13 protein-coding genes are annotated in these 13,259 nt (G+C 35.7%); 11 read left to right on the forward strand and 2 right to left on the reverse strand.

What is annotated here, in order from left to right:
• Window positions 1–83 precede the first annotated feature (83 nt).
• On the forward strand, window positions 84–977 hold the full coding sequence (locus tag RCJ96_RS05935) for a metallophosphoesterase (RefSeq protein ID WP_446699729.1): 894 nt from the start codon (window positions 84–86) through the stop codon (window positions 975–977).
• 110 nt (window positions 978–1,087) lie between these two features.
• On the opposite strand, the gene RCJ96_RS05940 is transcribed toward RCJ96_RS05935, so the two are convergent.
• Window positions 1,088–2,170 (reverse strand): chitinase, encoded by a 1,083-nt coding sequence (locus RCJ96_RS05940; protein ID WP_074608217.1) that lies wholly within the window; start codon window positions 2,168–2,170, stop codon window positions 1,088–1,090.
• A 419-nt stretch (window positions 2,171–2,589) separates the two neighbouring features.
• Here RCJ96_RS05940 and gabP point away from each other — a divergent pair, with 419 nt between their 5' ends.
• From gabP to entD, 8 genes are all read left to right on the forward strand, one after another.
• On the forward strand, window positions 2,590–3,984 hold the full coding sequence (gene gabP, locus RCJ96_RS05945; RefSeq protein ID WP_074608257.1) for a GABA permease: 1,395 nt from the start codon (window positions 2,590–2,592) through the stop codon (window positions 3,982–3,984).
• Between the two features lie 133 nt (window positions 3,985–4,117).
• Window positions 4,118–4,459 (forward strand): hypothetical protein, encoded by a 342-nt coding sequence (locus RCJ96_RS05950; protein ID WP_139302793.1) that lies wholly within the window; start codon window positions 4,118–4,120, stop codon window positions 4,457–4,459.
• Between the two features lie 311 nt (window positions 4,460–4,770).
• Window positions 4,771–5,313, forward strand: coding sequence for a DUF420 domain-containing protein (locus RCJ96_RS05955; protein ID WP_000228315.1), 543 nt, complete (start codon window positions 4,771–4,773; stop codon window positions 5,311–5,313).
• A gap of 116 nt (window positions 5,314–5,429) precedes the next feature.
• On the forward strand, window positions 5,430–6,593 hold the full coding sequence (locus tag RCJ96_RS05960; RefSeq protein WP_074608213.1) for an iron-containing alcohol dehydrogenase: 1,164 nt from the start codon (window positions 5,430–5,432) through the stop codon (window positions 6,591–6,593).
• A gap of 158 nt (window positions 6,594–6,751) precedes the next feature.
• Window positions 6,752–7,504 carry a DeoR/GlpR family DNA-binding transcription regulator gene (locus RCJ96_RS05965; protein WP_000957268.1) on the forward strand — a complete coding sequence of 251 codons (753 nt, stop codon included), beginning with the start codon at window positions 6,752–6,754 and terminating at the stop codon, window positions 7,502–7,504.
• Entirely contained in the window at window positions 7,501–8,412 is a 912-nt protein-coding gene (gene pfkB, locus RCJ96_RS05970) for a 1-phosphofructokinase (protein ID WP_074608212.1), read from the forward strand. The genes RCJ96_RS05965 and pfkB overlap by 4 nt, the downstream gene beginning before the upstream one ends.
• 13 nt (window positions 8,413–8,425) lie before the next feature.
• Window positions 8,426–10,285, forward strand: coding sequence for a PTS fructose transporter subunit IIABC (locus RCJ96_RS05975; protein ID WP_074608210.1), 1,860 nt, complete (start codon window positions 8,426–8,428; stop codon window positions 10,283–10,285).
• Between the two features lie 348 nt (window positions 10,286–10,633).
• Window positions 10,634–11,566: a cell wall-binding protein EntD gene (gene entD, locus RCJ96_RS05980; RefSeq protein ID WP_000734633.1), complete on the forward strand. Its 933-nt coding sequence runs from the start codon at window positions 10,634–10,636 to the stop codon at window positions 11,564–11,566.
• A 62-nt stretch (window positions 11,567–11,628) separates the two neighbouring features.
• Here entD and RCJ96_RS05985 read toward each other — a convergent pair whose 3' ends face one another.
• A complete protein-coding gene (locus RCJ96_RS05985; RefSeq protein ID WP_000814415.1) occupies window positions 11,629–11,874 on the reverse strand; it encodes a hypothetical protein in 246 nt (81 codons plus the stop codon).
• 181 nt (window positions 11,875–12,055) lie between these two features.
• On the opposite strand from RCJ96_RS05985, the gene miaA reads away from it, so the two are divergent.
• Entirely contained in the window at window positions 12,056–13,009 is a 954-nt protein-coding gene (gene miaA, locus RCJ96_RS05990; RefSeq protein ID WP_074608209.1) for a tRNA (adenosine(37)-N6)-dimethylallyltransferase MiaA, read from the forward strand.
• A 21-nt stretch (window positions 13,010–13,030) separates the two neighbouring features.
• Window positions 13,031–13,255 carry an RNA chaperone Hfq gene (gene hfq, locus RCJ96_RS05995; protein WP_000813896.1) on the forward strand — a complete coding sequence of 75 codons (225 nt, stop codon included), beginning with the start codon at window positions 13,031–13,033 and terminating at the stop codon, window positions 13,253–13,255.
• Window positions 13,256–13,259 lie beyond the last annotated feature (4 nt).

A 13,259-nucleotide genomic window follows, 5' to 3' on the forward strand; every position in this document is an offset into this window, starting at 1 on the left:
CTGGAATTGAATATAACTAACATTGTTCGTGTTGTCACATTCATGTAACAATAAGGCTTTAAAGTACTTCTAGAGGTGAGAACATGGATACGTATCACGTAAAAGAAGAACAAAAAAAATCAATCGTCAAGGTATCTATAATCAGTTTTGTAAGTGTAGTAATGATTTCTATAAGTTTGTATTTCTATGCGACAGAAATAGAACGAAAACTAGTAACAGTTACGTGGAATGAAATAGAAGTTTCTACAATTCCTAAAGAGTTTCATAATAAAAAAATATTGCAGTTCTCAGATGTACATTTAGGACCAGAATTCACACTGAAACAACTAGAAAATTTGGTGGAGAAGATGAATGCGTTACGTCCGGATGTGGTAGTTTTTACAGGGGATTTAATAGATAAATTTGGATCGTATCAAGCCGAAAAAGAAGAAGCAAAAGGCATATTACAGCAAATACATGCGCCCTTAGGGAAATATGCAGTGTTTGGGAATCATGATAGAGGCGGGGGAGGTAGTTTATTTTATAAAAAATATATGGAGGAAGCTGGTTTCACTGTGTTAGTAAATGAAGTGCAGAAAATTAAAGCGGAAAACGGCAAGTATATTACAATATCAGGTTTAGATGATTTTTTATTAGGGAAGCCACAAATAGATTCGACTTTAAAACATGTAAGACAAGAAGATTTCAATATGCTATTAGTACATGAGCCGGATGTTGTAGATAAAGTAACTCGTTACCCGGTTGATTTGCAACTGTCAGGACATAGCCACGGAGGACAAGTTCAAATTCCTTTTATAGGTCCGTTAATTACGACAAAACTAGCTGAGAGTCATGTTGAAGGTATGTATGAATTAGAAGGGAAGAACAAGCCATTATATTTATATGTAAATCGAGGGATTGGGACAACCCGAATGCCTGTTAGATTTTGTAGTGTACCTGAACTTTCAATATTTGTATTGAAGCAAAATAGTAACTAATGTATTCAATTCCACATCATCATTCTCAATTTGTTTTTGATGAACGAGCGATGTTAATTGGTGGTAAAAAAAACAACAATAGGTCATATAAAACCTATTGTTGTTTTTTATTATTTTTGCAAGGGAATAGCATCGAAATATGTTCTATAGCTACTAGAGAATTCAAAGTTATTTTTTGCATCCCAATTAATAGACCAAGACATTAGACCGCGGAATGCAGGATAGCCACTCGCATTTGAAAGTTTATACTTTCCGCCGAAAGGAATGCCTTTAATGATATAATCTAAAGCTTTTTTCATTTCAGTTGGAGAAATATACCCACCACTTGGAGCGGCCGCTGGTGCTGCAGGAAGTCCAATCATTACTTGATCCGAACGAAGAGCTGGGAACATGTTATTTGCATTACCACCTACAGGAAAACCATGTAAGAGCATATCTGCCATAGCGACCTCGTAGTCTGCAGTACCTTGATTGTAGTTATTACCGTCCATTCCAACCCCGCTGCCAGCGTTGTAGTGTTGAACGTGAATGTATGTCAGTTTGTCTTTCACTCCGTAAATAATCGGTAAATATGCCCCCCAGATGCTTCCGTATGCGCTATAACCTCCTTGAACATAAGCTGTTTCAGGAGCCATACTTAATAGAAAGTCGGGACCATAATGATCTGAGATTGTTCGAATAGCCGAAATAAGATTTACGATTTGAGGAGTAGTTGGGTTTTTGAAATTAGTGTCATTTCCGTTTAAGTAAATACCTGATTCAAGGTCAATATCTATTCCATCAAAACCGTATTTATCGATTAGAGATTGTATGGAATTAATGAAACGTTGCTTAGCAGCATTGTCAGGAAGTAAAACGACCCCGTTCTGTCCACCTATTGAAAGAACTACTTTCTTTCCTTTACTTTTTAAATAAGAAATATCTGATTTGAATTCTACATCTGTACCATACACAGGAGAAAATTCAACAGTAGAACGATCACCACCAGTTTCCCCGAAAGATACATTGATTACATCCCATTTTGGTGAAACGTCTCTTAATTTAATAATGCCAGTACCGTTATTAAAGTTATGCCAGTATCCAACGAGTAGTTTTGATCCTAAATTGTTTGCTGCTTGTGCTTGAAAGGGGGCTAGTGGTAGCAGTAAAAAAATGACTAACGTACAACAAATGAATTTGAACTTGTTTAACATATCAACACTCCTATACAAAAAGTTGTCTAGATGTATAATCTTGTTTATTTAATAATATCTGAAAATTCATTCTTTTGTAAGGTGACTATAATTTTCTCAACAATTGTATATGGAAAATTAGTAAACCAAATGTAATAATTTTTGTAGGAGTTTGCATTACAATTGTTAAATTCAGAATATTTTGATATATTTTAAAGTATAGGACAAGGTTTTTCGCATAATACTCTTACATAAAGTGAAACTTTAATCAGTGGGGGTGTTCATCCCCCGCTGATTATCAGCCCTCACCAATCGGGCTTTTACGGGCAGTAGATTCCCACCTAACTTCTTGACTTCCCCTGAATTTTGAGGTGGGGGTCTTACTGCCCGTTAATGTGGGGAAAATTTCAAAATTACGTTTGGAAGGGGATGTACAAGAGTTGGAAAAAAATCTTAAGAAAGACCTCAAAATACGCCATATTACAATGATTTCAATTGGTGGCGTAATAGGAGCTGGTTTGTTTGTTGGAAGTGGGGCGGTTGTACATTCAGCCGGACCAGGTTCTATCGTTTCATATGCATTAGCAGGACTTCTTGTTATTTTCGTTATGAGAATGCTTGGGGAAATGGCAGCTATTAACCCGACAAGTGGGTCATTTGCAACATATGCAAGAGAAGCAATTGGTCCATGGGCCGGTTATACAATTGGGTGGCTATATTGGTTTTTCTGGGTAATTGTTATTGCAATAGAAGCCACAGCAGGTGCTGGTATTATTCAATACTGGATTCCAGAAATCCCACTTTGGTTATTAAGCCTAATATTAACGATTTTATTAACATTGACGAATGTTTTTTCGGTGAAATCATTTGGAGAGTTTGAATATTGGTTTTCTTTTATTAAAGTAATAAGTATCGTTTTGTTCCTTTGTCTTGGATTAGCTGTTATTTTAGGATTTGTACCAGGAACGGAAGCACCTGGCACTTCGAATTTAGTAGGACAAGGAGGATTTATGCCAAACGGTATAAGTTCGGTGCTACTTGGAATTACTGTCGTTATATTTTCATTTATGGGATCTGAGATTGTTGCAGTAGCTGCTGGAGAGTCTGCTGAACCTGTAAAAGCAGTAAAAACAGCAACAAATAGTGTAATTTGGCGTATTCTCGTATTTTTCATTGGATCGATTGCTGTAGTTGTTACACTTCTTCCATGGAATTCAGCGAACATACTAAAAAGTCCGTTTGTAGCGGTACTGGAACATATAGGGATACCAGCGGCAGCACAAATTATGAATTTTATCGTTTTAACAGCTGTACTTTCTTGTTTAAATTCTGGTTTATATACGAACTCAAGAATGCTTTTTTCAATGGCAGAAAGAGGAGATGCTCCAAAGGCATTTTTGAAATTGAATAGTAGTGGTGTTCCAGTTCGGGCCGTTTTATTCGGAACGTTCTTCGCTTATATTGGAGTTGTTTTTAGTTACATATCTCCAGATAAAGTCTTTTTATTTTTAGTCAATGCATCTGGCGGAATTGCGTTACTCGTTTATCTCGTTATAGCTGTTTCACATTTAAAGATCCGTAAAAAAATGGGGAAAGTAGAACAACAAAATTTGAAAGTGAAAATGTGGTTTTTCCCGTATGTAACGTATGTTACAATTGCCGCTATTATAGCTGTTTTAGTTGCGATGCTTGCAATTGAATCTTTACGTTCACAAGCACTTTTGACGATGCTTGTTACTGTTCTTATAATACTTTCTTATTTTATTTTTAATAGAAATAAAAATAGTACAGTATCGAATACTACAAGTAAGAATGAGGAATCGGTTCGATTCTAATTTCTTGTTTTCGAAGAGAGTTACACCCAATCATTGCTATAAAAGAATCATATATAATCATAAAAATGAGTAATTACTATTGTCATAGTGAATATAAACTTTTTTCTTGACTTTTTATACGAAGGCGAGCAAAATGATAAAAAAGGAAGGGGGGATGACGATGGAAGAGTACGTATTAGAGCTGTATAACCTGCTATATACGACAGAATGGCAAGATATTGTTTCGTTTCTAGGAATCGTATTTTGTATGAAAATTGTAATTGTATATATGGAAGAGCAAGGTATGTTCTATTCCTTCTCATCCCCGTTCGATATGCAGCGCGAGCCGTTGCTAAACTATGCCAAGGTAAATTACGAACAATTTCCTTTTGTAGTTTTCTTTATGATTCGATTTATTACAGCAATTGTAAAGAAAAAGGAAAGTGACGATGAAGAGTGCCACTCAACTTGTAATATAGCGAATGTTTTTAGCTAAATACAAGGAGGAGATTTATATGTGGTTTCGATTTCTTATGATTGGTTTCTTTTCATTAACAGCAATTTCTTTAATGGGATATCAAGTGTCTGAAATTTTTCAAGCATATAGCGATACATTTTTTAACAAAAACTAATCGCATTGCTATTTGAATAATAAAGCGATAAAATCCTTCTTAAGAAGTTTTATTAAGAAGGATTTTTCTTTTTCTTATCTTGCTGTGTCAAACTATTGTCACATTTACACTGTGAATAGTATGTTAAAATAGTGAGGTTACGTATACATATTTGAAGGAAGAGGGAGTGACCATTTTGGTGGATCAATCAACAAATCAGAAAAGCTATGCTCCTATTGTGATAACGCTTTCTGTAATTGTAAATGCGATTATTTTATTTTTGTTCTTTGGACCTGTTGGTTATGAAGGAGAAGTACATTTTGATGTAACGATTTTACCAATGTTAAACGCAATTTTTAATAGCTTTACGTTCGTATTTTTATTAGCAGCGTTATTCTCTATTATTAAAAAGAATGTGAAAATGCATCGTGGCTTCATCCTAGCAGCATTTACAACGACGTTGCTATTTTGTGTTTCTTATTTATCGTATCATTACTTGGCGCCAGCAACACATTTTGGTGGCGAAGGATTCATTAAATATGTGTATTTCATCATTTTAATTACACATATTATCCTGGCAGCAATTATCGTACCACTTGCATTGTTTGCACTTGTATTTGGTTTTACAAATCAATTAACACGTCATCGTAAAATTGTACGTTGGACGATGCCGATTTGGTTATATGTAAGTTTATCTGGTGTTATTGTTTATTTAATGATCTCACCTTATTATCAATAAAAATCTCAGCCTGTAGGCTGGGATTTTTTTTGTTAGGCAAATATTTTTGTGAAATGAAAAAAATATGTTATACAAAAGTATAGTTGCTTTTCATATAGAAGGGATGGTAAAGGGATATGCAAAATTTTGTATTTCGTAATCCAACGAAACTTATTTTTGGTAAAGGTCAATTAGAACAGTTAAAAACTGAAATTCCACAGTTTGGTAAAAAAGTTCTTCTCGTATACGGGGGAGGCAGCATTAAAAGAAACGGTATTTATGATAATGTAATTTCTATTTTAAAGGAAATAAATGCAGAAGTATTTGAATTGACAGGTGTTGAACCGAATCCACGTGTATCAACTGTAAAGAAAGGGATTCAAATTTGTAAAGATAATGGTGTTGAATTTATTTTAGCAGTTGGTGGAGGTAGTGTAATCGACTGTACGAAGGCAATTGCAGCTGGTAGTAAGTACGATGGAGATGTGTGGGATATTGTAACGAAAAAAACATTTGCCAGTGAGGCATTACCATTTGGTACTGTGCTTACTCTTGCGGCAACAGGATCTGAAATGAATGCTGGTTCTGTCATTACAAACTGGGAAACGAATGAAAAATATGGCTGGGGTAGCCCAGTTACCTTCCCTCAGTTTTCAATTTTAGATCCAGCTCATACTGCGTCTGTACCGAGGGATCAAACAATTTACGGTATGGTAGATATTATGTCACACGTATTAGAACAATATTTCCATCATGGAACAAATACAGAATTACAAGATCGTTATTGTGAGTCTGTTTTAAAAACAGTAATTGAAACCGCCCCTAAGCTTTTAAGTGATTTAGAAAGTTATGAGCATAGAGAAACTATTTTATACTGCGGTACTATGGCGCTAAACGGTATTTTAGCGATGGGAGTAAAAGGAGACTGGGCAACACACAATATTGAGCACGCGGTTTCAGCGGTTCATGATATACCACACGGAGGTGGCCTTGCGATTTTATTCCCGAACTGGATGAAGCATGTTGTAGATGAAAATGTAAGTCGTTTTAAACAATTCGCTATTCGTGTATTCGATGTAGAAACAGATGGAAAGACTGATCGAGAAATTGCGTTAGAAGGAATTGAGGCGTTACGTCAATTTTGGACTTCAATTGAGGCACCAGTAACGTTATCTGATTATGCTATTGGAGAAAATGAAATTGATGTAATGGCGGATAAAGCGATGGCTTATGGCGAATTTGGTAACTTTAAAAAATTAAATAAAGACGATGTTTTAAGCATATATAAAGCTTCCTTATAAGTGAAGCGAGTACAGGAACCCATTTGATATAACAATCCAATGGGTTTCTTTTTTGTTGTTTATAACTGTTTATGACTGTTTTTGATTATTTATGAATGTTTATGGTTGATTTTTGTGATCTTTTTCATTATACTGTAATCAAAGAAGAGGTGAATGAAATGCTAACTCCTGAACGTCATCAAATGATATTGCAACTTGTAAAAGAGCAGAAGGTTGTTAAATTACAGCAATTAGTGGAAAGAACAGCGAGCTCTGAATCAACAATTCGTCGTGATTTAGCGCAATTGGAAAAACAACGGTTATTAAAAAGAGTTCACGGTGGTGCGGCTGTTTTAACAGGAAAAGGACAGGAGCCGACGATGGTTGAAAAATCATCCAAAAACATTCAAATAAAACAACAAATTGCGAAGTATGCGGCTAGCGTTGTGGAACAAGGTGATTGCATTTATTTAGATGCAGGAAGTACAACATTTGAAATGATTCCATTTTTAATAAATAAGGATGTTACTGTCGTTACGAATGGACTTATGCATATCGAAGCTTTAGTTGAAAATAATATTCGTGCTTATTTACTAGGCGGAATGATGAAGAGTAGGACGAAAGCTTTAATCGGTGCAATGGCGCAGGAAAGTATGCAGAAGTATCGTTTTGATAAATGTTTTTTAGGAGCGAATGGTGTACATGAACAGCTTGGTTTTACAACACCAGATCCAGAAGAGGCACTTTTAAAGCAAATGGCATTAACATTAGCAAATGAAGGATATTTCTTAATTGATGAAAGTAAGTTTTCGGAAGTTGCGTTTGCGAAAATTGCCAACGTTGAAGAGGCGAATATTATTACAAACCATTTAGAAATTGATTTAGAAAAATATAAAAGACAAACCAATGTAATTGAGGCTGATAAACAATGATCTATACAGTAACTTTAAACCCATCTATTGATTATATAGTACAAGTTAATTCCTTAGAGTTAGGCGCAGTAAATCGAGCAGAAAAAGATATGAAGTTTCCTGGAGGGAAAGGGATTAATGTTTCTCGTGTTCTTCATCGTTTAGGTGTTGAAAATGTAGCGCTAGGATTTACTGGTGGATTTACCGGTCGATTTATTAAAGATGTATTACAGACGGAAGGTGTAATAACAAACTTTATCCAAGTAAATGAAGATACTCGAATTAATGTGAAAATAAAAGGGAAAAAAGAAACAGAATTAAATGGGCAAGGACCTAGTGTGACTAAGGAACAATTTGAACAATTAATGAAACAAATTGAAAGTATGCAAAAGGGAGATTGTGTTGTACTAGCTGGAAGTGTACCAGCGTCTATTCCAACTACTTTTTATGAATCAATCGCAGCGTTCGGAGCTGAAAAAGGTATTCGTGTAGTAGTAGATGCGAGCGGAAGTGCCTTGCAGCATGTAGTTAAAAATAAACCATTTTTAATAAAGCCTAATCATCATGAACTTGGTGAGTTATTCGGAGTAGAGATTTCCACAGTAGAAGATGTTTTACCATATGGAAGAAAATTAGTTGAACAAGGTGTAGAGTATGTTATCGTATCAATGGCCGGAGATGGGGCTTTATTATTTACGGCAGAAGGTATATATGAAGCAACTATTCCAAAAGGTGTTGTAATTAATTCGGTTGGGGCTGGAGATTCTCTCGTTGCGGGATTTGTAGGAAGATATGAACAGACAAAAGATATTGAAAAGGCATTTCAATATGGCGTTGCAACAGGGAGTGCAACAGCATTTTCAGCCGATTTATGTGAAAAGGAAAAAGTAGAAGAATTATTGTCGCAAGTAATTGTAACTAAGCGATAGGGGGAAGCAACATATGAAAATTACAGAACTCTTAAAAAGGGATACAGTTATTATGAATTTGACAGCTTCAAATAAAGAAGCTGTCATAGATGAGTTAGTTGAGAAATTAAACGGGGCAAATCGTTTAAATAGCAAAGCTGAATTTAAAGAAGCTATTTTAAAGCGGGAGTCACAAAGTACAACCGGCATTGGTGAAGGGATTGCTATACCTCATGCGAAAACAAAAGCTGTTAAGCAACCAGCGATTTGTTTTGGTAGAAGTGTAAGCGGTATCAACTACGAATCGCTTGACGGACAACCTGCGCATTTATTCTTTATGATTGCTGCGAGTGAAGGAGCGAATAATACGCATTTAGAAACGTTATCACGCCTATCTACACTATTAATGGATGAAGGGTTTCGTAAGCAATTGTTAGAAGCAAAGGATGAAGAAGAACTTCTTCGTTTATTTGATGAAAAAGAAAATGAAAAAGAAGAAGAAGGGGTTGAAGTTGCAAAACCAGAAGGGAATGAACCGTACGTATTAGCGGTTACGGCTTGCCCGACTGGAATCGCTCACACATATATGGCCGCGGATAGCTTGAAAGCAAAAGCAGCAGAGCTAGGAATTGCAATTAAAGTTGAAACGAACGGATCAACAGGTATAAAAAACGGTTTAACGAAAGAGGATATTGAACGCGCAACGGCTATAATTGTTGCGGCAGATAAACAAGTAGAAATGAACCGTTTTGCTGGGAAACATGTTATTCAAGTGCCAGTCGCTGATGGGATTAGAAAAACGGAGACGCTTCTTAATCGTGCTGTAAAACAGGATGCACCAATCTTTAAAGGTGTAAAAGAGGATGGAAAGGCAGAAAATACGGAGAAAGAAAATGGATTAGGAATTTATAAGCATTTAATGAACGGCGTAAGTAATATGCTTCCATTCGTTGTTGGTGGCGGGATTTTAATTGCGCTAGCGTTTTCGTTTGGTGGTATAAAAGCAGAAGGTCCTTTAGCTGAATTGTTCATGTCTATTGGAGGAGGGGGAACAGGGGCGTTTTTATTCCTCGTACCAATTTTAGCTGGATTTATTGCGAGTTCTATTGCTGATCGTCCTGGTTTTATGCCTGGTGTTGTCGGAGGATTTTTAGCGGCACATGCGAATGCTGGATTTTTAGGTGGATTAATTGCTGGTTTCTTAGCCGGATATGTTGTTTTAGGATTGAAAAAATTATTTTCAGGGTTACCAGTACAGTTAGAAGGCATTAAGCCTGTTTTGTTATATCCAGTCTTTGGATTATTGATTACAGGAGTTGTTATGCAAAAAGTAGTAATTCCGCCTGTAGTAGCATTGAATGAAATGTTAACAGGATGGTTAAATGGTTTGAACGGTACAAATGCTATATTACTAGGTCTTATTTTAGGTGCGATGATGGCAATTGATATGGGTGGTCCAATTAATAAAGCAGCATTTACGTTTGGTATTGCTGCGATAGAAGCGAAGAACTTTGGGGTGCATTCAGCGGTTATGGCTGGTGGTATGGTGCCACCGCTTGCAATTGCGTTAGCAACTACCTTCTTTAAATCGAAGTTTACAGAAGCGGAACGTAAGTCTGGTTTAACAAATTATATTATGGGGGCATCGTTTATTACAGAAGGCGCGATTCCATTTGCAGCAGCAGATCCGGTTCGGGTAATTGTCAGTTGTGTTGTCGGTTCAAGTATTGCAGGTGCATTATCAATGTTATTCCAAATTACATTACCAGCACCGCATGGTGGATTGTTTGTTATCGCTTTAGTAAATAAACCAGTGTTATATATTTTCTCGATATTGATAGGGGCAGTTGTTTCTGCTCTTATGATGGGAATTTGGAAAAAGAAAGTTAAATAATACGTGTAAAGGGAGTAGCTTTTATTAGCTGCTCCTTTTTATTACAAAAAAGGAGGTTGATAATTGGAGAATGATGAATTTTGGTAAAAGATGTAATGAAATATGATTTTTTTGTAACAAAAAAGTAATACTGTAATTTTTTCTGGAAAAAAATTCTGGTGCTTGTATGTGGAAAATATATGAAAGCTATTGGGAATTCTATTGGAAATGTAATTCATTAATATGGAAATTTATGTTACAGCTCATTAATCGTATATTACGAATGGTTTGTAATTGTGTGTTTTCTAAAAATCTTAAAAATCCGTTGCTATAATAAAAATACGAAAACAAAGCAAATGGAGGCTATTCATGAAAAAATTATTAGGTATAGCAACGGCGGCAGTTTTTGGTCTTGGGATTTTTGCAGGTTCTGCGAAAGCGGAAACGATTGTAACAACAGACGTATTAAATGTTAGAGAAAACCCAACTGTAGAGTCTAAGCTTGTAGGTAAAATGTTAAGTGGAAATAAATTAGATGTTGTAAATACAGAAAACGGATGGACAAAAATTAAATTAAATGGTCAAGAAGCGTTTGTAAGTGCTGAATTTACAAAAAGTACATATTATGTAACGGCGGGTGTGTTAAATGTTCGCGCTGGAGCGAATACTGACTCAGAAATTCTTGGAAAACTGAATAAAAATGATGTAATTGAAACGACAAATCAAGTTCAAAATGAATGGTTGCAATTTGACTATAATGGAAAAACAGGATATGTTCATGTGCCATTTTTAACAGGAACGGCACCAGTGATTGAAAAGAAAGAAGTTGCAACGAAAGAAGAAGCGCCGGAAAGAGTAAATACGCCGGTTAAAAGTAATAAAGTAGTTAAGAGTAAAGAATCTGTTAAGAATGTAGAATCAAGTAAACCTGTGGCAAAACAGCAGTCAACTACGAAACAAGTTGCGAAATCTAATGAAACAAGTGCACCGACTAGTGGACGTGAAATAACGGTAGAAGCGACAGCATATACAGCAGATCCGAGTGAGAATGGTTCGTATGGTGGTCGTGTATTAACTGCAATGGGGCATGACTTAACAGCGAATCCAAATATGAAAGTAATTGCTGTTGATCCTAAAGTAATTCCACTTGGATCAAAAGTATGGGTAGAAGGATATGGAGAAGCGATTGCTGGAGATACTGGTGGTGCGATTAAAGGAAATCGTATTGATGTTTTAGTTGGCTCAGATGGTAGTGCGAATAGCTGGGGGCGCAAATCTGTAAAAGTGAAAGTTATAGAGTAGTATATATGTATTAATATAAAAGGCGGTTGCTTGAAAGTATGTAAGCAATCGCCTTTTATGGATTATTGAAAAGGATAAATAGTTTTACCTGTAATAATTTTATATGCGCTGCAAAATTGGTTTTGTATATACTCTGTATCTTTATTTTCTAGATGTAATGTTGTTTCTTGGAGAGCAGAATGAAAAGAACGTAGTAAACAATTTAAGGCGAAGTATAATTCTTCTTGTGAACAATTGTGTTCTTTTGTAGCAGTAGCTAAAATGAGGTCTTTTGTCAAAGATGAAAAATTGATAGTGGATTGTTTCATAGTTAACTCATCCTCTCGAAGGTATTTTTAATCATGTATATGCGGAATTGGACAAACTATGTTCTTTTTTATTTATAATTTCATGTACCGTAATGAAAGAACTTGCAATCATGCCGTTAAAATTGGTAAGATTGGATATAATCAATAGATGGAGTACATTACATAAAGAGAGTTGAATGATATGGGAGAAGTGCAACGTGAAAAAGTTGCTGTCATCATTGGACCAACTGCTGTTGGGAAGACGAAGTTAAGTATTGATCTTGCCAAAGCGTTAAATGGTGAAATTATAAGTGGAGATTCCATGCAGATTTATCGTACGATGGATATTGGAACCGCAAAGGTGACGAAAGAAGAGATGGACGGAATTCCACATTATATGGTTGATATAAAAAATCCGGAAGAATCATTTTCGGTTGCCGAATTTCAAGAACGTGTTCGTAAGCATATTCGCGAGATTACAGAGCGTGGTAAATTGCCGATTATCGTTGGTGGAACTGGTCTGTATATACAATCTGTTTTATTCGATTATCAGTTTACGGATGATGCTGGTGATGCTATATACCGAGAACAAATGGAAAAGTTAGCATTAGAACGTGGTGTGGAATATGTACATAAGAAATTACAGGAAGTAGACCCAGAAAGCGCTGAGCGTATTCATGCAAATAATGTACGCCGTGTCATTAGGGCGTTAGAAATTTTCCACACGACGGGTGAAAAAATGAGTGATCAACTTGAAAAACAAGAAAACGAGTTATTATACGATGTTTCCTTAATTGGCTTGACAATGGATCGTGAAATGCTATACGATCGCATTAACTTACGAGTTGATATAATGATGGACCAAGGTTTATTAGAAGAAGTAGAAGGGTTGTATAATCGAGGGGTACGAGATTGTCAATCTATTCAAGCGATTGGGTATAAAGAGATATATGATTATTTTGAGGATCGTGTCTCTTTAGAAGAAGCGGTATCACAATTAAAGACGAATTCACGTCGTTATGCAAAACGTCAATTAACGTGGTTCCGTAATAAGATGGATGTCACATGGTTTGATGTTACAGACGGTGAAAAAACGTCAGAAATTTTACGATACATAGAAGGAAAGCTACAACTAAAGTCGAATAATAGTAAGTAGAGAAAAAGAGGAGGATTCGACATGAAGCAATCAATCAATATTCAAGATCAGTTTTTAAATCAACTCCGTAAAGAGAATACGTTTGTTACGCTGTACTTATTAAATGGTTTCCAGCTTCGTGGATTAATTAAAGGATTTGATAATTTTACAGTCCTACTGGAAACAGAAGGTAAGCAACAGCTTATTTATAAACATGCAATTTCTACATTTGTACCACAAAAAAATGTTTCAATTGAATTAGAATAGTAAT

It is taken from the genome of Bacillus sp. BSL6 (genome assembly GCF_052928345.1).